17 protein-coding genes and 1 pseudogene are annotated in these 20,018 nt (G+C 72.1%); 5 read left to right on the top strand and 13 right to left on the bottom strand.

Annotated elements, in window-relative coordinates; translation table 11 throughout:
* Positions 1-55 precede the first annotated feature (55 nt).
* The gene (locus ACFVW8_RS20450; protein ID WP_389691962.1) at positions 56-1,186 is read right to left on the bottom strand and encodes an MFS transporter; all 1,131 of its coding nucleotides are present in this window, start codon (positions 1,184-1,186) and stop codon (positions 56-58) included.
* A gap of 218 nt (positions 1,187-1,404) precedes the next feature.
* On the opposite strand from ACFVW8_RS20450, the gene ACFVW8_RS20445 reads away from it, so the two are divergent.
* Entirely contained in the window at positions 1,405-2,619 is a 1,215-nt protein-coding gene (locus tag ACFVW8_RS20445) for an ROK family protein (RefSeq protein WP_389691915.1), read from the top strand.
* A gap of 58 nt (positions 2,620-2,677) precedes the next feature.
* Here ACFVW8_RS20445 and ACFVW8_RS20440 read toward each other — a convergent pair whose 3' ends face one another.
* The 4 genes from ACFVW8_RS20440 to ACFVW8_RS20425 form a co-directional block, all read right to left on the bottom strand.
* Complete coding sequence (locus ACFVW8_RS20440) at positions 2,678-3,580, bottom strand: phosphotriesterase (RefSeq protein WP_389691913.1); 903 nt, start codon at positions 3,578-3,580, stop codon at positions 2,678-2,680.
* A complete protein-coding gene (locus ACFVW8_RS20435) occupies positions 3,574-4,155 on the bottom strand; it encodes a DUF4865 family protein (RefSeq protein WP_389691911.1) in 582 nt (193 codons plus the stop codon). Before ACFVW8_RS20435 ends, ACFVW8_RS20440 begins: the two co-directional genes overlap by 7 nt.
* A 10-nt stretch (positions 4,156-4,165) precedes the next feature.
* On the bottom strand, positions 4,166-4,564 hold the full coding sequence (locus tag ACFVW8_RS20430) for a cupin domain-containing protein (RefSeq protein WP_389691909.1): 399 nt from the start codon (positions 4,562-4,564) through the stop codon (positions 4,166-4,168).
* An 84-nt stretch (positions 4,565-4,648) separates the two neighbouring features.
* Positions 4,649-5,233: a TetR/AcrR family transcriptional regulator gene (locus ACFVW8_RS20425; RefSeq protein WP_389691907.1), complete on the bottom strand. Its 585-nt coding sequence runs from the start codon at positions 5,231-5,233 to the stop codon at positions 4,649-4,651.
* Between the two features lie 200 nt (positions 5,234-5,433).
* Here ACFVW8_RS20425 and ACFVW8_RS20420 point away from each other — a divergent pair, with 200 nt between their 5' ends.
* Both ACFVW8_RS20420 and ACFVW8_RS20415 read left to right on the top strand, forming a co-directional pair.
* Positions 5,434-5,724, top strand: a complete 291-nt coding sequence (locus tag ACFVW8_RS20420; protein WP_389691905.1) for an SHOCT domain-containing protein — start codon at positions 5,434-5,436, stop codon at positions 5,722-5,724.
* Positions 5,725-6,534: 810 nt separating this feature from the next.
* Positions 6,535-6,873, top strand: coding sequence for a MerR family transcriptional regulator (locus tag ACFVW8_RS20415; protein ID WP_389691903.1), 339 nt, complete (start codon positions 6,535-6,537; stop codon positions 6,871-6,873).
* A 353-nt stretch (positions 6,874-7,226) separates the two neighbouring features.
* On the opposite strand, the gene ACFVW8_RS20410 is transcribed toward ACFVW8_RS20415, so the two are convergent.
* Together ACFVW8_RS20410 and ACFVW8_RS20405 are read right to left on the bottom strand one after the other, a co-directional pair.
* Entirely contained in the window at positions 7,227-7,748 is a 522-nt protein-coding gene (locus ACFVW8_RS20410; protein ID WP_389691901.1) for an ATP-binding protein, read from the bottom strand.
* Between the two features lie 187 nt (positions 7,749-7,935).
* On the bottom strand, positions 7,936-8,253 hold the full coding sequence (locus tag ACFVW8_RS20405; protein WP_389691899.1) for a hypothetical protein: 318 nt from the start codon (positions 8,251-8,253) through the stop codon (positions 7,936-7,938).
* Positions 8,254-8,479: 226 nt separating this feature from the next.
* Here ACFVW8_RS20405 and ACFVW8_RS20400 point away from each other — a divergent pair, with 226 nt between their 5' ends.
* Entirely contained in the window at positions 8,480-9,631 is a 1,152-nt protein-coding gene (locus ACFVW8_RS20400) for a PLP-dependent cysteine synthase family protein (protein WP_389691897.1), read from the top strand.
* 27 nt (positions 9,632-9,658) lie between these two features.
* Here ACFVW8_RS20400 and ACFVW8_RS20395 read toward each other — a convergent pair whose 3' ends face one another.
* The 4 genes from ACFVW8_RS20395 to ACFVW8_RS20380 all read right to left on the bottom strand — a co-directional run bounded on the left by ACFVW8_RS20395 (position 9,659) and on the right by ACFVW8_RS20380 (position 13,732).
* Positions 9,659-10,138 carry an SRPBCC family protein gene (locus tag ACFVW8_RS20395; protein ID WP_389691895.1) on the bottom strand — a complete coding sequence of 160 codons (480 nt, stop codon included), beginning with the start codon at positions 10,136-10,138 and terminating at the stop codon, positions 9,659-9,661.
* A gap of 115 nt (positions 10,139-10,253) precedes the next feature.
* A complete protein-coding gene (locus ACFVW8_RS20390; RefSeq protein WP_389691893.1) occupies positions 10,254-12,266 on the bottom strand; it encodes a hypothetical protein in 2,013 nt (670 codons plus the stop codon).
* Between the two features lie 124 nt (positions 12,267-12,390).
* A complete protein-coding gene (locus tag ACFVW8_RS20385) occupies positions 12,391-12,843 on the bottom strand; it encodes an SRPBCC family protein (RefSeq protein ID WP_389691891.1) in 453 nt (150 codons plus the stop codon).
* A gap of 46 nt (positions 12,844-12,889) precedes the next feature.
* Positions 12,890-13,732, bottom strand: a complete 843-nt coding sequence (locus tag ACFVW8_RS20380) for a DeoR/GlpR family DNA-binding transcription regulator (protein ID WP_389691889.1) — start codon at positions 13,730-13,732, stop codon at positions 12,890-12,892.
* A 184-nt stretch (positions 13,733-13,916) separates the two neighbouring features.
* Here ACFVW8_RS20380 and ACFVW8_RS20375 point away from each other — a divergent pair.
* Positions 13,917-16,294 (top strand): annotated as a pseudogene (locus ACFVW8_RS20375) (hypothetical protein); the annotation flags it as partial.
* Here the strand turns inward: ACFVW8_RS20375 and ACFVW8_RS20370 are convergent.
* A complete protein-coding gene (locus tag ACFVW8_RS20370; protein WP_389691887.1) occupies positions 16,267-18,699 on the bottom strand; it encodes a right-handed parallel beta-helix repeat-containing protein in 2,433 nt (810 codons plus the stop codon). The pseudogene ACFVW8_RS20375 and the gene ACFVW8_RS20370 sit on opposite strands and share 28 nt — an antisense overlap.
* A 199-nt stretch (positions 18,700-18,898) precedes the next feature.
* Positions 18,899-19,507, bottom strand: coding sequence for a hypothetical protein (locus ACFVW8_RS20365; protein WP_389691885.1), 609 nt, complete (start codon positions 19,505-19,507; stop codon positions 18,899-18,901).
* Between the last annotated feature and the right edge of the window lie 511 nt (positions 19,508-20,018).

Genomic DNA, 20,018 nt, shown 5'->3' with positions numbered 1-20,018 from the left:
TTGATGGCTGACTCCTCCATCGTGCGTCCGGGGAACCGTTTCTGCCTGAGTACGGCTACTCACTGGTGTCTGTGCGCACGTTGCGGGCGCCGTATCCCAGTGCCGCCGCCGCGGCGGCCAGCACGGCGACCGTGGTGAGAGCAGCGGGCAGCGAGAACCAGTCGGTGAGGAAGCCGATCGCCGGCGGTCCGAGCAGCATGCCGCCGTAGCCGAGTGTCGAGGCCGCGGCCACTCCGCCGGGACCCGCCAGCTCACCGGCCCTGCCGACCGCCACCGGGAAGATGTTGGCCAGGCCGAGTCCAGTGACGGCGAATCCGAGGAGCGCGAGCCAGGTGGTCGGGGCGAGTGAACCGATCAGCATGCCGGCCGCCGCGGTTGTGCCGCCCGCGACCAGGGTCCGGGTCTGGCCGAGCCGTTCGAGCAGTGCCGTGCCGGTGAGCCTGCCCGCCGTCATGGCCAGGGCGAAGAGCGAGTAGCCGGCCGCCGCGACCCCGGGGTGGGCGTGCAGGTCCTGTTCCAGGTGAAGGGCGCCCCAGTCGGCCAGCGCGCCCTCGCCGTACGCGGTGCAGAGCGCGATCATGCCGAACAGGAGCACCACACGGCGCGCCCGTCCGCTCAGGCGCTTGGGGCGTTCCACACCCGCAGCCGGCTCCGCCGCGGGTTTCGCAACGGTGTGCCGCAGCAGTACCGGGCCCGCGATGACGGTCACCAGCAGTCCGATTCCGGTCAGAATGAACAGGTGTGCCGAGGGCGAGAGGCCGCCGGCGACCAGTCCGCCGAGTCCGGCCCCGATCATGCCGCCGAGGCTGAACGCGGCGTGGAAGCTGGGCATCACGGGGCGCCGCAGGTCGGCGACCAGGTCCACCGCCGCGCTGTTCATCGCCACGTTCATCCCGCCGTACGCGGCGCCGAACACCAGCAGCACCAGGCCGAGGGCGAGTGCCGAATGGGTCCGGGCGGGCAGCGCGATGCTGAGCGAGAGCAGGACTCCGCACACCACGGTCACCGGGTGGCTGCCGAAGCGGTGGCAGAGCCGGCCGGTGAGCATCATGGTGATCACGGCACCGGCGGATACGCCGAGGAGTGCGAGGCCGAGGGTGGCGGCCGAGGCGCCGGTCTGGTGCTTGATGGCCGGGATACGGACCACCCAGCCGGCAAAGAGGAACCCGTCGAGGGCGAAGAACACGGTCAGCGCGGTACGGAGACGGGAGGACGAGAGTGGGGCGGTGTTGCCGCCCGGTCCCCCCGGCAGGGCCGTCCGCAGTTTGTTTAGTTGCGGCACAAAGTCAGCATAGGGGTCCTCGGACGACGGGCGCAAGACGGTCGACGACCGGGGCGGCACAGGGGATGAACCCGGCCACCGCGGCGTCGGCAACACCTCCGGATCATGGGAGACTCGCCCCCATGAACGGCAAGGCGACCACCACCCGGACGAAGTTGGAGAGGGGCCGCAGCGCGCTCGGTCCCGCGCTGGAACTGGTCCATACCGGACGCGCGCCCACCCGCGCCGTCCTGACCTCCGAGCTCGGTGTCACCCGCGCCACGGCAGGCGCGGTCGCGGCGGAGCTGGAGGCGCTCGGTCTGATCAGGGTGGACTCCAGGCCCGGTTCCGCCGCGGGATCGCAGGGCCGTCCCTCGCACCGGCTGGCCGTGCGGGAGTCCGGCCCTGTGGCCGTCGCGGCCCAGGTCCACGCGGACGGCTTCCGGGCCGCGCTGGTCGGCCTCGGCGGCAGGCTCGTCGCGACCGCTCCGGGCTGCGTCACCATTACGGCGGATCCGGCGCAGGTCATCGGCGAAGTCGTGGACGACTGCGCCCGGTTGCTGCAGGACAGCGGGCTGAGGTGTGTGGGCGCGGGGCTCGCCGTGCCGTCCGCGGTCGCCGAGCCGGAGGGCACGGCCCTCAACCCGCTCCACATCGCCTGGCCCGTGGGCGCCCCGGTCCGCGAGATCTTCGCCACATGCATCCGTGAAGCGGGCATCACCGGACCGGCGTTCACCGGGAACGACGTCAACCTCGCCGCGCTCGCCGAGCACCGGCACGGAGCCGGACGCGGCGCCCAGCACCTCCTCTGCGTGGCCACCGGCCATCGCGGTGTCGGTGGTGCGCTCGTCCTGGACGGCCGTCTGCACAGCGGGAGTTCGGGACTGGCCCTGGAGGTCGGTCATCTCACGGTGAACCCGGACGGCCGGCCCTGCCACTGCGGGGGCCGTGGCTGCCTCGACGTCGAGACCGATCCGCTCGCCTTCCTCACCGCGGCCGGGCGCGCACCCGGCCCGGAGGAGTCACTCCTCAAACAGTCCGGTGACCTGCTGCGCAACGAGTACGACGATGCGGCGGTGCGCACCGCCGCCGAAGAACTGATCGACCGGCTCGGTCTGGGTCTCGCCGGTCTGGTCAACATCCTCAACCCGGACCGGATCATCCTCGGCGGACTGCACCGCGCGCTGCTCGACGCCGACCCGGAGCGGCTGCGGGCCGTGGTCGCCGACCGCAGTCTGTGGGGGCGCAGCGGCAGCGTGCCGATCCTGCCCTGCACCCTGGACCACAACAGCCTGGTCGGCGCGGCGGAGCTGGCCTGGCAGCCGGTGCTGGACGATCCTCTCGGCGCCCTCGCCTGAGCGGACGGGCGGACGGGCGGACGGGCGGACGCCGGCGGGGTCGGGGCCCCGCCGGCGCTCACGCCTCCCGCACCGGTTCGAACGCGAACGCCCGCGCGGGGTTGCCGACCAGCGCCGCTGCCACGCCCTGCGCCCCCAGGGCCTCCTCCAGGCGGGGCCGCAGCCGGCGCAGCAGATGTGCCATGCCCGGCGTCTCCGGCACGGTGGTGTCGCCCCCCAGCAGTATCTGCCCGCCGAATCCCGCCTCGGCCAGCGCCGCCAGCTCCTCGGGCAGCCGCCAGTCCGTCGCGTGGTGTGCCCGGGAGGGTCCGTCGAACGCCAGGAACGCCCCCGCCCGCGCCACCTCCCGCTGCACGGCACCGTCCGGCGACCGTCCGAGGTGGCCGAGGATCACCCGCTGCGGTGCGACGCCCAGCTCCCCGCACAGCAGGTCGAGCACGTCACCGGCGGCGGTGCCCAGCTCCAGATGGACGGCGATCGGCGCGCCGGTGCGGTGATGGGCCCCGGCGGCCGCGGTCATGGTGAGCCGGGCGTGCGCGTCGAGCGTGTGGAAGGCGCCGGCGACCTTGATCAGCCCTGCCCGCACCCCCGTGGAGCCGATCCCTTCCGTGAGCTCGCTGACGAAGAGCGAGGCGAGGCTGTCGCGGATCCGGCCGAGCAGCTCCGCCGGATAGTGCACCGCCTGGTGCAGCCCCGTTGCGGCCACCACGTGCACACCCGTCGCACGGGACAGCCCGGCCAGCGACTCGGCCCCGCGCCCCATCCCGCAGGGAGTCCACTGCACCACCGTGCGGCCGCCCAACGCCCGGAAGGAACTGAGTCGTTGGGCCGCGTCCGCCGGATCGTCCAGTTCCTGGCCCGGGAGCAGGGGGCTGCGCAGGAAGAGATGGTCGTGGGCGTCGCACACGCCCAGCTCGCCGGCGGGGACGTCGCCGAGAACGGTGCGGACGGTGGCTACCACTGACGCCCCTTCCCGAGGTTCCCGCGACCGGGCTGACTGAGATGGAGCACCTCGAAGCGCTCGCCGGGTTCCTCGGGCGCGAGGTGGTCCCAGAGGGTGAAGTGGACCAGTTCCCAGTGGCGGGGATCGATGGCCAGCGCCGTGGCGACCGCGCCCGGCGCCTTCGCGAGCCGGCGGCTCTCCTCCAGCGCCGCGCCGACCGCGTCCGCCGGAGCGGCCGATGCGGGCACGGGGGTGCGCCGGCGCGTGGCCGTGCGGGGGAGTACGGCCGACGCGGGGCCCTCCTCGTACGACAGTCCGGCCCAGTGCTGCACGTCGGGCCGCCCGAAGTCCTGGACGATGCCCTGGAATCCGGGCCCCCGGAGGAAGGAGTTCATGCCCTCGGGCCGTGACCACAGATAGAACGGCGCGTACTGGTTGACCGGCGAGTCCTCGCCGCGCTCCCGGATCAGGAAGGCCTTGAGGCCGAGGTCGGGGAAGTCGTCCAGGAGATGGCCCTTGGTGGCGACCCGGGTGCGGATGATGCCCATGTCGTAGTCGGCCGGCAGGGTGATCTCGTACTGCATGGCGTGCATCGTCCGCTCCTCAGGCCGTCGGGTAGTCGCAGACTCCGGCATCGGTGTGCCAGTGGATGGTGGAGCCGTCCTCGGCCGCTTCGACGAGGGCGAGATGGGTCATGAAGGTGCGGGGCGCGGCGCCGTGCCAGTGCCACTCGTCCGGCTCGATCCACACGGTGTCACCGGCCCGGATCGTCTCCACCGGACCGCCCCGGCGCTGCACCAGCCCTTCGCCCTCGGTGACGTGGAGGACCTGGCCGTGCGGGTGGGTGTGCCAGGAGGTGTGGCCGCCCGGAGCGAAGTGGACGCTGAACGCCCGCAGCCGGGAAGGGGGTTCGGGCGCCGCGATCTCGTCGAGCCAGACGCTGCCGTTGAAGTGCTCGGCGGGTCCTGACCGGGTGTCGAGGCGGTTCCTGGTGATGCGCATGGGCGAGGTGCTCCTCGGGCGGTCGGTGGCGTACGTGAGGGAGCCGGCCGGCATGCGTACGGGGCCGGGCGGGAGCGCGGGGCCTCAGGGAGTGCGCCGGGACGGCTCGCCCGGGGCCGGGCCGAGCAGTGCGAGCAGCCCGCGGACGGCAGCGTCGAAGGCATCGGCCGTGCCCGAGGCGCGGGCCAGTACATAGCCGCCCTGGACCGTCGCGACGATCGTGGCCGCGACGTCGTCGGCAATCAGGCCGGGGACGAACTCGCCGTCGTCCAGGCCCTCCTGGACGATCTCGGCCAGCCTGCCGCGCAACCATGCGATCGTCTCGTCGACCGGCGCCCGCAGTTCGTCGCTCGCGATGACCTCCGGGTCCATCGTCAGCCGCCCGACCGGGCAGCCGCGCAGCACATCGCGCTCACGCAGCAGGTAGTGCGAGATCCGTTCGTACGCCGTACCGGGGGAGTCGAAGGTGCGGGCCGCCGCCTCGCGCATCCCGGCGGCCGTGCGCCGGATCGCGGTGAGCGCCAGATCGGGCTTGCCGCTGAAGTGGTGGTACATGCTGCCCTGGCCCGCGCCCGCGTGCTGCTGGATGGCCTTGGGGCTCATGCCCACATAGCCGCGCTCCCACAGGAGCTCCTGAGTGGCTTCGATCAGACGGTCCGGAGTGCTCATGGACTCACTGTACATACTAGTAGGTACAGAAACCAGGGGTGGTGAACGGCGGACGGGAGCAGCCACGGAACCGCCGGCTACTCCCGCGGGGGTAGCCGCAGTGCCGCTGGCCGTACGACGACGCGGACCCCTCCCCGGAGACAGGCTCGGAAGCGACAGGAAAACGTGAACGAGAAGCGTGACCCGAGGAGCTGACCGAGATGAACACCCTGGCCTTCGACGGTGGACCCGGACCGTGGATCCTCCTCTTCCCACTCATCTGGGCAGCCGTCGTCATCACCGTCGTCACGGTGCTGCGCCGCACGGTCTGGCGCGGTCGGCGCGGCCCCTGGCGGGGCCGGCCGGTCGAGGGCGGGCCCGCCGGACAGTCACCGATCGCGATGCTCGGGCGGCGCTTCGCCGCCGGGGAGATCGACGAGGACGAGTACTGGCGCCGGCTCTCCGTGCTCGACGAGCAGTTCGGCGCCCGCGGCAGGGACAGTGCGGTATGACCACCACCGTCACGGACGCCGACTGTGTACACGAACTGACGGATGAGCGCCGGACCTCTGAGACGGTCACCTCGCTTCGTCCCTCTGTACTGTCTTCGAACGATTAGCGCACTCCCGTACACACGAAAAACTATGTCGGCCGGAGTAGACATTGGGTGGCGGTGTGGTCTAGATTTTCTCTCGTAGCCGAGATCAACAAGGCCCGGCAGAGATGAACTGCCGGGAAGCGGTACCCGTAGTTGCAGTACGCAGGACGGTGCGGTGGTGGAGTTGCGAAGCCAGGGTTGTTGCAGGACGGCGACGCGACTGACGACCGCACTGGGCGGCCCGCAGTGATCAGGGGCCGCCGCACGCAGGACCCAGCAGTGAAGTCAGTGAGCAGCACCTTGGTGAAGGCGTCGGCTGCGGGCGCGCGCACCGGGAAGTTCGGCAGCGGGGTTCTGAGCCGGAGTGGATGCAGGACGGGCGACGGGGCTGGCTGTCGAAGCGTGGCGCTGTCACAGGCCACGGAGCAGTTCGCATCACCAGCAGTATGCAAGTGACCGATCCCAGAGGGAAAGAACGGAGGGGCCTAGCGCCATCAGGATCGCCCGGGCGGAGCGACAGGGCCCGGGTACCGCAGGACATCGATAGTGAGGTGGTCTCCGGTCAAGCAACCGCGATCCCCGCGTTCCCGGCAGAGTTCAGGCCAGGGCGGCGGAAACAGACGGTCGGCGCAGTATCGAAGCCGGCAGATGGTGTAGCAGTTCCTTCGGGGCCCTGGTGCCCACGGCACCAGGGCCCCTCCACGCGTTCCGTAGAGAGGTGCAAGTGACAGCAGACGACTCGTTCGGCCGTCTCGATGACGACGACTACCCCGCCTACACCATGGGCCGGGCTGCCGAGATGCTCGGCACCACGCAGGGCTTTCTCCGCGCCGTCGGCGAAGCCCGCCTCATCACCCCGCTGCGTTCCGAGGGCGGCCACCGCCGCTACTCCCGCTACCAGCTGCGCATCGCCGCCCGAGCTCGGGAACTCGTCGACCAGGGCACCCCCATCGAGGCCGCCTGTCGCATCGTCATCCTCGAGGACCAACTCGAAGAAGCCCGGCGTATCAACGCCGAACACCACCGCATCGCCAAACCGGCGGACTCGTCGCCTGCGGGCTAAAAGAGTGCTCCGCCCTGGCTGGGATGGTGGGTAATGCCGGCCTGTTGATCAAGGTCCATGTGCTCAGAAGCTGGCCGAGGCGGCACTGGAAGACGAGCACCGGAGCTGGCCACCGGTGCCCAGTCACAGACTGTGACTGGGCACCGTTCTGTCCAGTGGGCAGCGGACTTGTCGTGCTGCGCGGTCGGCGATGCCTGACGCGGCCTGGGGAACTCGGCCTGCTGCGCGCCGTCGTCGGGCAGACAGGCGGCAGCTGCGGGCCATGGGCCGCTGGGAGTCCGTCCTGGTCGCCGCATTCGGCACTGCAGGCGCGGGAGCGGGGCGCCCGGTTGGGGCGCCCCGCACCTGCTGCGTCAGCCGACCACCACGGACCGTGCCACCGAGGGCGGCACACCCTCCGGCGACATGATGCCGCTCAGGTCGAACGGCCCGTCGGTCGTCGCCCCGTACACCGAATGCGGTGGCTGGGCGGCGAACAGGGAAGGCGCCGGAAGGGTGAACCAGACGATCTTTCCGGCACCGCCCCGGGGGCGGACACCCCAGCTCTCACTGACCGCGGCAATCAGTGCGAGTCCGCGCCCCGATGTACTGGAGTCGTCGGCCTCGCGCACGGTCGGCAGCCGTGGGTCGTGGTCATGGACGGACACCGTCAGCCGTTCGAGCAGCAACTCGATCTCGACGGTGCATGATTTGTCCGGCTGTGCATGCCGGTGGACGTTGGTCAGCAGTTCCGTGACGCCCAGCGCTGCCTGGTCGATCAAGGGATCGAGATGCCAGTAGCGCAACTGCGCCGAAATGATTCTGCGGACCTGACCGATTCGCGACGGCAGGGCCTGGAGCTCCACCGTGCAGTGCCTGCTTGGCTCGCTGATCACGGCTGCGACTCCCCGAAATAGGTCCGGAAGAAGACGAAGGGACGGATCCAGCAGTTGGCTGGCTGCTGATTCCGGGCCGGCGGCCTGGATCTCAGTGTCACCGCCGGTAAACCATGAGTGACGTGTGTCCAATGTCGCTCAGGGGATACGGCTCCGCAACTCGCGGTGTCCCTGTCGCGCCGCTCCGTCAGCCCCTTCCGCCGCCCGTACCGCGCAGCACTTCGAGGAACCGGCGCACGGGCCCGGCGTCGTCGGGCTTCCCCGGGCCCCGGGGCATCGTCAGCCGGTACCGCGTGCCGTTGACCCGGGCCACCGTCGCGTCACCGCCCGCGAACCACGGCCTGCCCGCGCTCACCGTCCCCACCGGCGCACTGTCGATCTCCCGGCCGTAGCTGGTCAGCAGCGCCACCCGGCCGTCCTTGACGGTCACCTGCCCGGCCCGGGTGAGCGAACGCGCCCACCGGTCGATCCGTACGCCCGTCTCACTGAACTCCGTTTCGGACATGGCCCCTTCGCCCCCTTCGTCATGCTCCCGAGAGAAAGTGTGCACATCGGGGCGCGGGTGCACCAGCCCGTAGCGGGACACAATGGCGCAAGGTGCGCGCACGGTCCCCAGGCGCCTCACGTGCAACACCAAGGCAGGGCTATGGAGTATCAAAGTCAATGTTTGTGCAGGTAGGGGGCATATCGTTGGGCGCGCCCGGACCGGTCGTACGAGGAGAAGCGCGCTGATGGACACGAGTGAGCACAGACACGACGGCGAAGCCGTGGCGACCATCGACGTCGACCGTACCGACCTGGAGTACCGGGCCTGGCTCAAGGAGGCCGTCCGCAAGGTCCAGGCCGATGCGAACCGCTCCGCCGACACGCATCTGCTGCTCTTCCCGCTGCCCGAGAGCTGGGGCATCGACCTCTACCTCAAGGATGAGTCGACGCATCCCACCGGCAGTCTCAAGCACCGGCTGGCGCGCTCGCTCTTCCTCTACGGACTCTGCAACGGCTGGATCCGCCCCGGAAAGCCGGTGATCGAGGCGTCGAGCGGCTCGACCGCCGTCTCGGAGGCGTACTTCGCCAAGCTGATCGGGGTGCCGTTCATCGCGGTGATGCCCCGCACCACCAGCCCCGAGAAGTGCCGGCTCATCGAATTCCACGGCGGTCGCTGCCACTTCGTCGACGACTCGCGCAGGCTGTACGAGGAGTCCGCCATGCTCGCCGCCGAGTCCGGCGGCCACTACATGGACCAGTTCACCTACGCCGAGCGGGCCACGGACTGGCGGGGCAACAACAACATCGCGGAGTCGATCTACCAGCAGCTCAGGCTGGAGCGGTATCCCGAGCCCGCCTGGATCGTCGCGACCGCGGGCACCGGCGGCACATCGGCGACCATCGCGCGGTACGTGCACTACATGCAGCACGACACTCGGATCTGTGTGCCCGACCCGGAGAACTCTTGCTTCTTCGACGGCTGGACCCGCCACGACCCCCTCGCCACCAGCGACTGCGGATCCCGCATCGAGGGCATCGGCAGGCCGAGGATGGAGCCGAGCTTCGTCCCGGGGGCCATCGACCGGATGATGAAGGTCCCGGACGCGGCCAGTGTCGCGGCCGTCCGTGCCCTGGAGCGGTCCATCGGCCGCAAGGCGGGCGGTTCCACCGGGACAGGCCTGTGGAGTGCGTTCAAGCTGGTGGCCGAGATGCGCGCGCAGGGGCGTACGGGCAGCATCGTCACGCTGCTCTGCGACCCGGGCGACCGCTACCTCGACAAGTACTACTCCGACTCCTGGCTGGCAGGGCAGGGCCTGGACATCACCCCGTACGCCTGGACCATCGAGCACTTCCTGGCCACCGGCAACTGGCCCGGTGGGCAGGGAAGTACGGAGTGACTCACCGGACGCGGCGCGCCAGGCGGCTCAGGCGGTGGCAGTCGAGAGCCGCCGGCCGAGATTGCGCACGGCGTCCCGGAACGATTTGCCCATGCCCGGCCGTGCGCGCCGCATCGTGAACCGGAACAGCGCAGACCCGTCCGCGGCGAAGGTCCACTGCACTCGGGTGCCGGTGCCGGCCGGGGTCAGCAGCCACTCCTCCAACAGGGCATGCATACCCGGTGCGTTGGACTCGTCCGCCCGGTAGGCGTACCGCCGGCCGGGCTCCGCGGCGACGATCGTCTCGCGGAACGCGATCCCGCCCCGCAGCCGCACCTCGCGGCCCGCACCCGCGTCGAGCGGCCGCGCCGCCGTCACCTGGGTGAACCAGCCGGGCCAGCCCTCGACGTCCTCGGCCAGCGCGCGGTACACGGCATCGGGCGGCGCGGACACCTCGGCGGTGAAGACCAGGCGCAGCGGAGCGGACCCGACGAAGTCGGGCTGCACAGTGCGGAGTCGGTGTGCCATGGAACGCACCTCCCGTGCGGTCGGCGGCGGACGGGCTGCGGCTCACCCTAGCTGACTGCTCGTCAGATGTCGTCAGGCGCATCGGCTTCGGACTGCGGACGGTACGCGGATCGCCTCACCGCACCGCCGTGAGCGAACCCCCCTCCCGCAGCCGGGCCGTCAGCTCGACCGAGGCATTGCGCGGCGCCCGCACCGCGAGCGTGGTGCCGTCCGCCGTGCCGTGGACCGCGCCGGTGGCCTCGATCCGGTTCACCGCACGGCTTCCCGCGGCCAGCACGTACCACTGCCCGGACGGCGCCTTCCAGCGGTTGCCCGCCAGGACGTGCTGCCCGAACCGGCTGCACAACGCTGTGTCGCGCTCGTCGCCCACCACGGTGGCCGGCGCGGTGAGCGAGGGGCCGGGGCCCTGGAACTGCACCAGAACGCGTCCGGGGCCCTGCCAGGTGTCGGCCCTGGTGCAGACCCACTGGGCCGGGGAGCCGCCCTCCGGGAGCCGCTGTTCGGCGAAGTCCCAGTTGTTGACCGCGCGGACACCACTGCCGCGCAGCGCCTGCAGCGAGCAGGCCGTATGTGCCCAGCTGAGCAGGGCGGGGCCGCCCGTCGCCTCCCTCGGCTGCCGGGCGGGTGCCCCGCCGCCCGGCCTCGGCGTGAACGTCAGATGGACCGGGGTCAGATCTCCGAGATCGGTGACGAGGAAGGCGTGCTTCTCCACGATGCGCTCGGATGAACGCAGTTGCATCACCGGCCAGGAGTCGCAGGCGCCGCCGGACGACGGACGCGCAACGGCGGCGGTGACGCCGTCCGCCCCCACCTTCACAGCACGCGCGGCGGTGTCCGGCCGCAGCAGATCGCGTGTCGTGGTCTGCGAGATCCAGGGCGCCAGCAGGAAACGGGCCCGGTCCCCGCTGCGGCTGACGACCACGGCCGCGCCCGTTGTCACATCCGCGTCATCGGTCCGGGCGAAGTCCAGCGCGGGGGTGCCGGACCCGGACAGCGGCTCCGCGTAGCGCACCACCCGCACCCCGCCGTCGTGAAACAGCACCACGGCAGCGCCGTCCACCTCACCCGCGTACAGCAGCCGTGGCGGCTGGGCAGGGGGCACCGCGAGCGTTCCGGGCGTGGCCGAGACCGCGACGTCCTGAGGGGTACGGCCCCAGGCGTGCAGCGCCCGGCCGAGCAGCTTCCGGTCATCGGTGCGCTCACCACGGGCCGGCCACGCGGTGAAGTCGACGCGTGAGGTGTCCGCCCACTCCTCGGCGGCGGTACGCAGCAGAGACGTCGGATCGAGGGCGGCTGCGAACGCGCCCCGCGTGTCCGCGCCGTCGGGGAGACGGACAGCCGAGCCCTCCTCGGCCAGCGCGACCACGCCGCCGGCCACCACGCACAGCGCGGCGACGCCCGCCACCACCCGCATCCGGTGCCTGCGCCGCAGCAGATCACTCGGGCGCGTCTGCAGGACGCACGGGTCGAACTCCGCGGAGCGCAGCAGCGCCTCCGCGCCCGCACCACCGCCGGCCCCGAGTCGCCCGGCCGCCCGCACCGCCCCCGCCGGGTCCCGGGCACCTGCACGCGCGAGCAGCGCCTGCGCCTCGGGCTCGTCGAGCTCCTCCAGCAGCCGCAGCGCGAACGCTGCCCGCACTGCCGCCGGAGCCGCCGACAGCGCCTGGTCAAGGGCCAGTTCGGCAGCCCCGCCGGCCCGCGGGAACAGCCGCAGGCCCCAGACGGCCGGGAGCGAGGGGCGCAGCGCGGCGGGCGCAGGCAGTCGACCGGGCCACCAGCGCGGCCGCCGCTCGTGGGCCAGCGAGCTGCGCAGCACCCGCAGCCGCATCCAGGCGAACGCGGAGGTGACACCGTCGTCCGGAAGGGGCCTGCGCGCCGCCCCGCGGGTCTGGGCCGGCACCCGGGCCGGAGCCGGTGCCGCGGGCCTCGTGCGCAACCCCGGCAGCGCACGCTGCACCGCCGCGTGGGCGGCCAGCACGCGGCGGTGCCTGCCGAGGGCGGGCGGCAGCACCAGATAGGCGAGCCGCACGAGCCGCGGATAGTGCTCCACGAGCGCGGCCTCGGCCTGCGGGACGCCGGGGCGTCCGCCGCTGCCGGAGTACCGCTGCTTCTGTTGGTGGATCGGCATGAATTCGGGGCCTTCCGAGCCAGAGGCGGAAACCGTCACACCGACAAACGACTCGACGGTGTGACGGTCACATCACCTGCTCAAGCGCCCGTGCCCCCGGTGTCCGCACGCATCCCGCCCCCGGTCACCGATGCGGCTGTGCCGGCCGGTCGAGCATGGAGTCGAGCACCCGGCCGAAGATCCGCCGTCCCGCCCCCGAGATCAGCGGATCGCCCCACCTCGGCAGCAGCCGGACGCTCAGCTCCTCCACCCACACCACATGGGAGCCGGCATGGGTGGGATACACATCGATCGACGCCCGGCCCAGCATCACCCGGCCATGCTTCTCCAGCCGGCACATCCCGGCCCTGCTGCCGGACGGCGGTGACCACCGCACCACTTCCATCGGATCGTCGAACGCCAGCGGGCCGACCCCGGTACGTGCCACGAAGACCGTCCCGGTCCGGGTCGGCAGTCCGGCCGGCACCGTGATCGTGGTGAGCGGGACATGCGCGGCGTGCCGTTCCCAGTCCGTCACCCGACGCCAGGACTCGGCTGCGGGCAGAGGGGTGAAACGCTCGATCCGGAAGACGGCCACACCACGATCCTAAGGGCTCTCCCGTAACCCCTGGTGGATCCGCGGCTCAGCCCTCTGCGGGCCTGCCGCCCGTGTCCCGGCCGGCGACCACCAGACCGGGCAGCTGCTCCTCGACCTCCGCGCGGGCCTCCCGAGGCAGCCCCGCGTCCGTGACGAACGTATCCACCTGCTCCAGCGTGGCGAACGAACTCAGGCCCACCGTGCCCCACTTGGTGTGGTCGGCGACCACCACCACGCGGCGCGCCGACTGGACGAAGCGGCGGTTGGTCTCCGCCTCCGCCAGGTTCGGCGTGGACAGACCGGCCTCCACCGAGATCCCGTGCACTCCGAGGAAGAGCACATCGAAGTGGAGCGAGACGATCGCCTGGTCGGCGACCGGGCCGACCAGCGAGTCGGACGGTGTCCGCACCCCGCCGGTGAGCACCACGGTCGCGGCACCGGGCCGGGCGCCGGGCGATCCGGGACGCTGGGCCACATGGAACACGTCGGCGACCCGTACGGAGTTGGTGACCACCGTCAGGTCCGGTACATCCAGCAGATGCTGGGCGAGCGCATAGGTCGTGGTGCCCCCGGAGAGCGCGATGGCGCTGCCCGGCACGGCCATCGCGGCTGCCGCCCGCGCGATGTCCTCCTTGGCGGTCAGCTCCAGCGTCGACTTGGCCTCGAAGCCGGGCTCGTGCGTACTCGCCTCGACCACCGGAACGGCGCCGCCGTGCACCTTCTCGATGACACCCTGCCGGGCCAGCGCGTCCAGGTCCCGGCGGACGGTCATGTCGGAGACGTTCAGCTTCCGGGTCAGCTCATTGACCCTGACCCCGCCGCGCCTGCGTACCTCGTCGAGGATCAGCGCACGCCGCTGCTCCGCGAGCAGATTCTGATTCTCGCTCAACGCCGGGTCCGGTCCTTCCCTCTGGCCGTGCAGGAGTCCCTTCGGACGGGCTCATCCTGCCACGCGGTGTCGCGGACCGCCGCACTGGGGAGATTCGGTGACAGAGGCACGGACACCGGGGCCCATCCGAGATTCTGGTGACCGGGCATCAGCCGCCTTCCCCCTTCGAGAGCGAGTGACCCCAGTGCCACCTGCCACCCAGGCCCCGCAGAGCACCGGGCCAGCGCTGGAACTGCTGGTCCACGGTGTGGGCGGGACCACCCCCCAGGAGATGCTCGTCGACCCGCGCACGGTCCGCGTCACCGGTGACGCCACCGCCGCCATATACCGGCGCTCCGACGACATCGACGCGGAACAGCACCCCGAGCGCTACCGGGACCGGCCCATCGCCGAGGCGTACTGCTGGTCCAATCTCACGTCCGGCAACGGCTCCCGGGCACTGTGGCTCCTGCTGCTCCCGTTCATGGTGATCAACCTCGCCCACTGGATGCGCCCGGCCGCGTCGGGCCGGCCCCGCACCGTGCGGCTCTACGGCGCGCTCGTCCGGCTTGTCGCGCTGAGCCTCACCGTCCTGCTGACGGCCGCTGCCTGTGAGGTCGCGCTCGACCTGGCGGCCTGGCAGTGCGCCGGCGTGCCGCACTGTTCCGACCAGCGTTCCTGGCTCGGCTTCCTGTCCGCCGCACAGGGCGGCTGGTGGTCCCAGCCGGGGCGCAGGCTCGCGCTCGCCGCCCTGGTGCCGACCGCGCTGGTGGGGCTGCTCTGGTACCTGTCCAACCGCACCTGGAGCGCCTACGAGTCCCAGCGCCCGCTGACCGGCACGGACCCGGACGCCGACGAGCCGGACACCGCCCCCGAGGACGGCACCGCTCCCGCCGAGCCGGTGCGGCCCGCGCTCGGACGCCCCGGATTCTGGTTCGGACGCCGGCTCGTCGCCCGGCTGCGCGCCGCCCACACCGCCGCCGGATTCCTCACCGTCACCGCCTCCGTCGCGGGCGCCGCGGCCCGGCACGACCGCTCCGCCGAGGGGTCGGTTCCCGCGGTGTACGGCCGGGTGATCGAGGCGCTGCTCGTCCTCGGGATGCTCGTGGTGCTCTGGGTCGTCTGCCGGCGCGGCCGGAGCGAGCGGCGCCTCGACAACCGGCTCGACCGCGCCGTCATCACCTATCTGCCCGGGGCCGCGCTGACGCTGCTCGTCCTCGCTTCGGTGCACGCCGCCTGGTCGCGCCCCGGCTGGACCTCCTCGGGCACACTGCCCGGCGACATCACGTTCCGCATCGTCACGCTCGCCCAGGGAGCCCTCGTCGTCCTCCTCGCCGTGGTGGCGTGGAGCCTGTACCGGCGCAGTCCCGAGCCACGCACCGTGGTGCACGGACTGGGCGGCCCCGCCGTCGCGATGCTCGCCTGCGCGCTCGGCGGTGTGATGACCGGCGGGGTGGCCCAGCGGGTCGCCGACTGGCTCGACGGCCCCGGGAGCCCCGGCATGGGCCGGAGCGCCGTCATAGACGGACCGCCGGTCCTGCTCAGCTGGCAGGCCTCCGTCATCCCCGTACTGCTGGTGCTGCTCCTGGTGCCCGGCGCCGCGCTCGTCGTGCGGACGTTTCTCACGGCCCGCCGGCTGGAGCCCCTGATCGACACGGAGTACGAGGAGTCGCGGCCCGATCCCGCCCGTACCAAGCAGATCGCCCGCATCCGGGCGGCAGCCGCGCTCACCGACTCGGCGCCCGGCATGCTCGCTCTGGTCTCCGGCGCGACCCTGCTGCTCGGCGCCGCAGCGGTCGGCGGGGCCTGGGCGAGCGGACAGGTGCCCGGCCTGGCGATGGACGGCAGCAGCCCCTTCGTCGAGTCGGTGGCCGAGGCGGCGCAGTCGACCGGCTCCTGGATGATCGGCTTCGGCTTCCTGGTCTTCGTCACCTGCGGCCGCAGGGCCTACCGGGACGCCTCCGCCCGGCGCACGATCGGCATCCTCTGGGACGTCGGTACGTTCTGGCCGCGCGCCGCACACCCCTTCGCGCCGCCCTGCTACGCGGAGCGCGCCGTCCCCGATCTGGCCTCACGCATGTCGGGCTGGACCGCACGCACCCGCGGCAGGCTCGTCATCTCAGGGCACTCCCAGGGCAGCGTCCTCGCGGCGTCCGCGGTCTGGCAGCTGCCCGCGGGGACCCGGCGCAGGGTCGCCCTGCTCACCTACGGTTCACCGATCGAGCGGCTCTACGGGCGCTGGTTCCCGGCCTACTTCGGCCCCGCGCAGTTGCACGGGCTGCACCGCTCGGTGCACTGCTGGCGCAATCTGTGGCGGGCCACCGATCCGATCGGCGGCGAGATCCGGCTCGGCGAGGAGTCCGGACCCGAGGTGGACCGGGGCCCGCTGAGGGACCCCCTGGTCTACGGGCGCACCCCCGAACACCCACTGCCCGAACCGGTGCTGGGCCACTCCGACTACCAGGCCGACCCCGTCTTCGCCCAGGAGCGGGCCGCGCTCCTGGAACGGCTGGTCCCGCTTCTGCCCCATCAGGCCGAGGAGCCCCGCGGGGAGCTCAAGGGAGTTCCGGAAGGTCCTCCGGATACAGCAGGGTGAGGTCGTCCGTGCTCGTCTCGGCGAGCTGGGCGACCCGGCCCGCATGCCGCTCCACCATCGACTCGAAGGTCTGACGGGCCGTCCGGCCGTTGCCGAAGGAGGGGCCCTTGGGGAGCTCGGTGAAGTACTTCAGCAGCGCCTCGTCGGTCCCCGGGGCCAGGCTGTACTCCTGCTCCTCGGTCTGCTGCTCGACGATGCGCAGCAGCTCCTGCGGCTCGTAGTCGCTGAAGGTGATGGTCCGTGAGAAACGGGACGCCACACCGGGGTTGACGGAGAGGAACCGCTCCATCTCGTGGGTGTACCCGGCGACGATGACGACGACCGCGTCCCGGTGATCCTCCATCAGCTTCACGAGCGTGTCGATCGCCTCCCGGCCGAAGTCCCGGCCGGAGTCCTCGGGCGACAGGGCGTACGCCTCGTCGACGAACAGCACCCCGCCGCGCGCCCGGTCGAAGGCCTCCTGGGTGCGGATGGCGGTCGAGCCGATGTGCTCGCCGACCAGATCGACCCGGGACACCTCGACCAGGTGGCCCCGCTCCAGCACTCCGAGGGACGCCAGGATCTCGCCGTACAACCGGGCCACCGTGGTCTTGCCCGTGCCCGGGGAACCGGTGAAGACGAGATGGCGCCGGACCGACGCCGCCTTGAGCCCGGCCAGCTGGCGCCGGCGCCCCACCTCGATCATGTCCGTGAGGGCGCGCACCTCGCGCTTGACACTGTCGAGGCCGACCAGCGTGTCCAGTTCGCCGAGCACCGCCCCGGAAGTGCGCACCGGCTCGGCCGCCGGCTCCACGGCGACGGGCTCGACCGCACGCGGCGCGGGGACCCCACCGAGCAGCCCCGGCGTCGTCCGGGTCTCCGTGAGAACGGCCGGCGGCGGGGGAGCGGCGGCGCGCAGCGCGCTCTCGTCGCTGGTGCAGTTCTCCACGACCGGGCCGGTGCCGGACCCCTCGCTCCGGGTGCCGCCCTCGGGGAACTCGTAACCGCCGCGGGCACAACGCTCGGTACGGCAGCGGGTGAGCGTCGTACGGCAGCCGTCCATCACATGGAAGCCGTAGCCCTCGCTACCGGTGACCCGGCAGCCGTGGAAGGTGCCGCGGCCCTCGGCCGACACATAGAAACCGGCCTCGGCGGGCGAGGTGACCGTGCACCGCTCGATCGTCGGATCGGCGCCCTTGGTGACGATCACGCCCGTCTGGGCGGCGTCGATGGTGCAGTTGTTCAGCGTGCCGCCGCTCCCGTGGTCGCGGAACCATGCACCGGTGGAGGCCTCCCGGATCCGGCAGTCGTCGAGCTGCGCCGTCGCCCCGTCGCTCACCGACACCGCCGTATTGCGGATCTGGGACAGATCGCTGTCCACGACGTCGGCCCGCGAACCGCGGTCGAGCACGAAGATGGCGTCCGGAACGTCGTGGACACGGCAGGAGTCCAGTATCACCGTCGCCCCGTCGCTGACCCAGACGGCCGGGTAGTCGCCCGTGCTGTCGTGGATCTCGCACTGGTTGGCGTCGACACGGGTGCCCGGGTCCCAGACCGACAGCCCGTTGCGGCCGAAGCGGCGCACCGTGGAGCGGGTCAGGGTGAGGACCGAGCGCGAGCGCAGGTCCACCGCGTTCTCCGGGATGTCGTGGATGTCGCAGTCGGCCAGCGTGAGCACGGCGTCGGTGTCGAGGGTGACCCCGTCCGCGGACGTGCGGTGCACCGTGCAGTCGGTGAGGTGGGCGGAGGCGTGGGCCGCCACCTGTATTCCGCTGCCCTTGATCTCGTAGATCTCGCAGCCGACCGCTTCCAGTCCGCTGCCCTCACCCGTGACGGACAGCCCCGCGCCCGAGGAGTGGTGGACACGGCACCGCTCCAGCCGGGGGTGCGCACCGTCGCGCACCGAGACACCGGACTGCCCGGCCGAGACGATCTCGCACTCCTCGAACACGCCGCCCGCGCCGTCGAGTACGGCGATGCCGACACCGGCCGGGTTGTCGACGGTGCAGCGGCGCACGGTGGGCCGGGCCGCACCCCGCACCTCGATCCCGGCAGCCGAGCGGGTCACGATCCGCAGGTCCGCCAGGTCCGGGGCGCCTTCCTCGACCAGCAGGGCGGGGGCCGCGGAGTCCTGGCCCTCCACATGCAGATCCTGGACCACCGCGGAGGCTCGCAGGGTCAGCGGTACGCCGTCCACGGGGGCTATGCGGACGGAGCCGAGGGAGCCCTCGGGGCCGCGCAGGGTCACCGCGCGGGCGATGACCAGATTCTCCCGGTAGGTGCCCGGCGCGACCGTGAGCACATCACCGTCCGCCGCCGCTTCCAGCGCCGCGGTGAGGGAGGCGTATTCGCCAGTGCGGCGCCGCCACCGCGATGTGCCGGTGTGCGTCACCTGGACCGTGCCCTGTGCCATGGCGCTGTCGTGCCCCCGCCTCGTGCGTGTGTGATGCCCGGATCACCGGCCTCGCGGCAGTGACCACCCAGGGTCCGCCCGCCGGAGTGACGGGCGGGCCGGTCCACCGTAGCGCGCGCGGAGGGCGGGAGTTGACCCGATCAGCAGCTCCCGGGGCCCACCCCGGTGCCGGGACCGGCCATGCCTGCCGGTCATGGCGTCAGCTGCCGGTGCCCGTCCTGCCCCAGTCCGGACCGGCCCTGGACCATGCCTGGTCGAGCCGCTCGTACCGCTGTTGCACCATGCGCCATACGATCAGACGCCGTCCGGCCTCGATCATCAGGGCGGCCACCATCGCCGCGCCGAAGCCGGCCAGTGCGGCGTGTGTGTGCGCGGTCGGTGCGTCCATCGGGCGCAGCGCTGGACGGCCCTCCCGGTCGGTCCAGATCCGGATCCGTGCCCCGGGTGCGGTGTTGCGCGAGGATGTCGACACCGTGGCGTGGTGGGTCGTTCCGTCCGGCGCCCGCCAACGGGCCAGCACCAGAGTCTGCGGTGTCCGGTCGGTGGCGATCTCGGGGTCGGCCACGAAGTGCCGTCCTCCTGCCGCCCTGCGCACCACGACGGCGGTGGTGAGATGGCTCCTGGCCTGCTGCGCCCGCACGGACACCTGCAACGCGTCGTCGGTGCGCGCTCCGAAGAACCATCCGACCGCGGGTGCTGCCAGCACGAGCAGCACGAACGCGACGAGCGCCACCCACGCCTCGTGCCGGTCCGTGGCACGACGCAGGGGGTTGTGCCGCCAACGCCAGACTCCTGTAAGTGCTCGCACAGTCCTGCACCCCCTTCCGTATCCGTCTTAACCCGATACGGTGCGGTCCGAGCGCCGGAAAAACGAGGAGAGAGCAGCCTCTCCCTTTCCAACGCATCGGCCGCCCCCAGGAGTTCCCCTTCTCGCATGACCGCCCGGCCGGGGCGCGCACCGGGCCCCCGCTCCTGGCGGTATCGGGCGGACCGTGCTCGGCGGCTCCGGGACCTCCGTGGCCGAAGCCGCGCTCACCGGGGCCGGCCGACAGGCTCCGCCGCCCGGCACCGGCGTGACGGACGCAGGCGCCCAAGGCGGCTGCTGACGTCGCGTGACAGTTCTGCCGACGGCATCGGCCGACATCCGGCGAGGTTCGTTGTCGAGTCCCCATGGCTCGACAGCGGTCTCGCCGGCCGGGTGTGCCGTCGGCGATCCGGCCGGATGTGTGTGGACGGCACTCAGTACGGCAGGGCGCATGCGTCCATTCTGCCAGCCGCCGCGGACAGCCCGCCGCCTGTGCGCAGTTCCCCTAGTACCC

Source organism: Streptomyces sp. NPDC058221, assembly GCF_042882365.1.
Taxonomy (GTDB): domain Bacteria; phylum Actinomycetota; class Actinomycetes; order Streptomycetales; family Streptomycetaceae; genus Streptomyces.
The sequence above is the reverse complement of the archived record's forward strand: the minus strand, read 5'-3'. Positions and strand labels throughout refer to the sequence as shown.

Bases quoted from the DNA above. Each gene is read 5' to 3' on its own strand.
- ACFVW8_RS20425 (WP_389691907.1), bottom strand. From the start codon at position 5,233: ATGAGCACTCCGGACCGTCTGATCGAAGCCACTCAGGAGCTCCTGTGG.
- ACFVW8_RS20445 (WP_389691915.1), top strand. From the start codon at position 1,405: ATGAACGGCAAGGCGACCACCACCCGGACGAAGTTGGAGAGGGGCCGC.
- ACFVW8_RS20435 (WP_389691911.1), bottom strand. From the start codon at position 4,155: ATGCACGCCATGCAGTACGAGATCACCCTGCCGGCCGACTACGACATG.
- ACFVW8_RS20390 (WP_389691893.1), bottom strand. From the start codon at position 12,266: ATGCCGATCCACCAACAGAAGCAGCGGTACTCCGGCAGCGGCGGACGC.
- ACFVW8_RS20405 (WP_389691899.1), bottom strand. From the start codon at position 8,253: ATGTCCGAAACGGAGTTCAGTGAGACGGGCGTACGGATCGACCGGTGG.
- ACFVW8_RS20400 (WP_389691897.1), top strand. From the start codon at position 8,480: ATGGACACGAGTGAGCACAGACACGACGGCGAAGCCGTGGCGACCATC.
- ACFVW8_RS20420 (WP_389691905.1), top strand. From the start codon at position 5,434: ATGAACACCCTGGCCTTCGACGGTGGACCCGGACCGTGGATCCTCCTC.
- ACFVW8_RS20370 (WP_389691887.1), bottom strand. From the start codon at position 18,699: ATGGCACAGGGCACGGTCCAGGTGACGCACACCGGCACATCGCGGTGG.
- ACFVW8_RS20430 (WP_389691909.1), bottom strand. From the start codon at position 4,564: ATGCGCATCACCAGGAACCGCCTCGACACCCGGTCAGGACCCGCCGAG.
- ACFVW8_RS20395 (WP_389691895.1), bottom strand. From the start codon at position 10,138: ATGGCACACCGACTCCGCACTGTGCAGCCCGACTTCGTCGGGTCCGCT.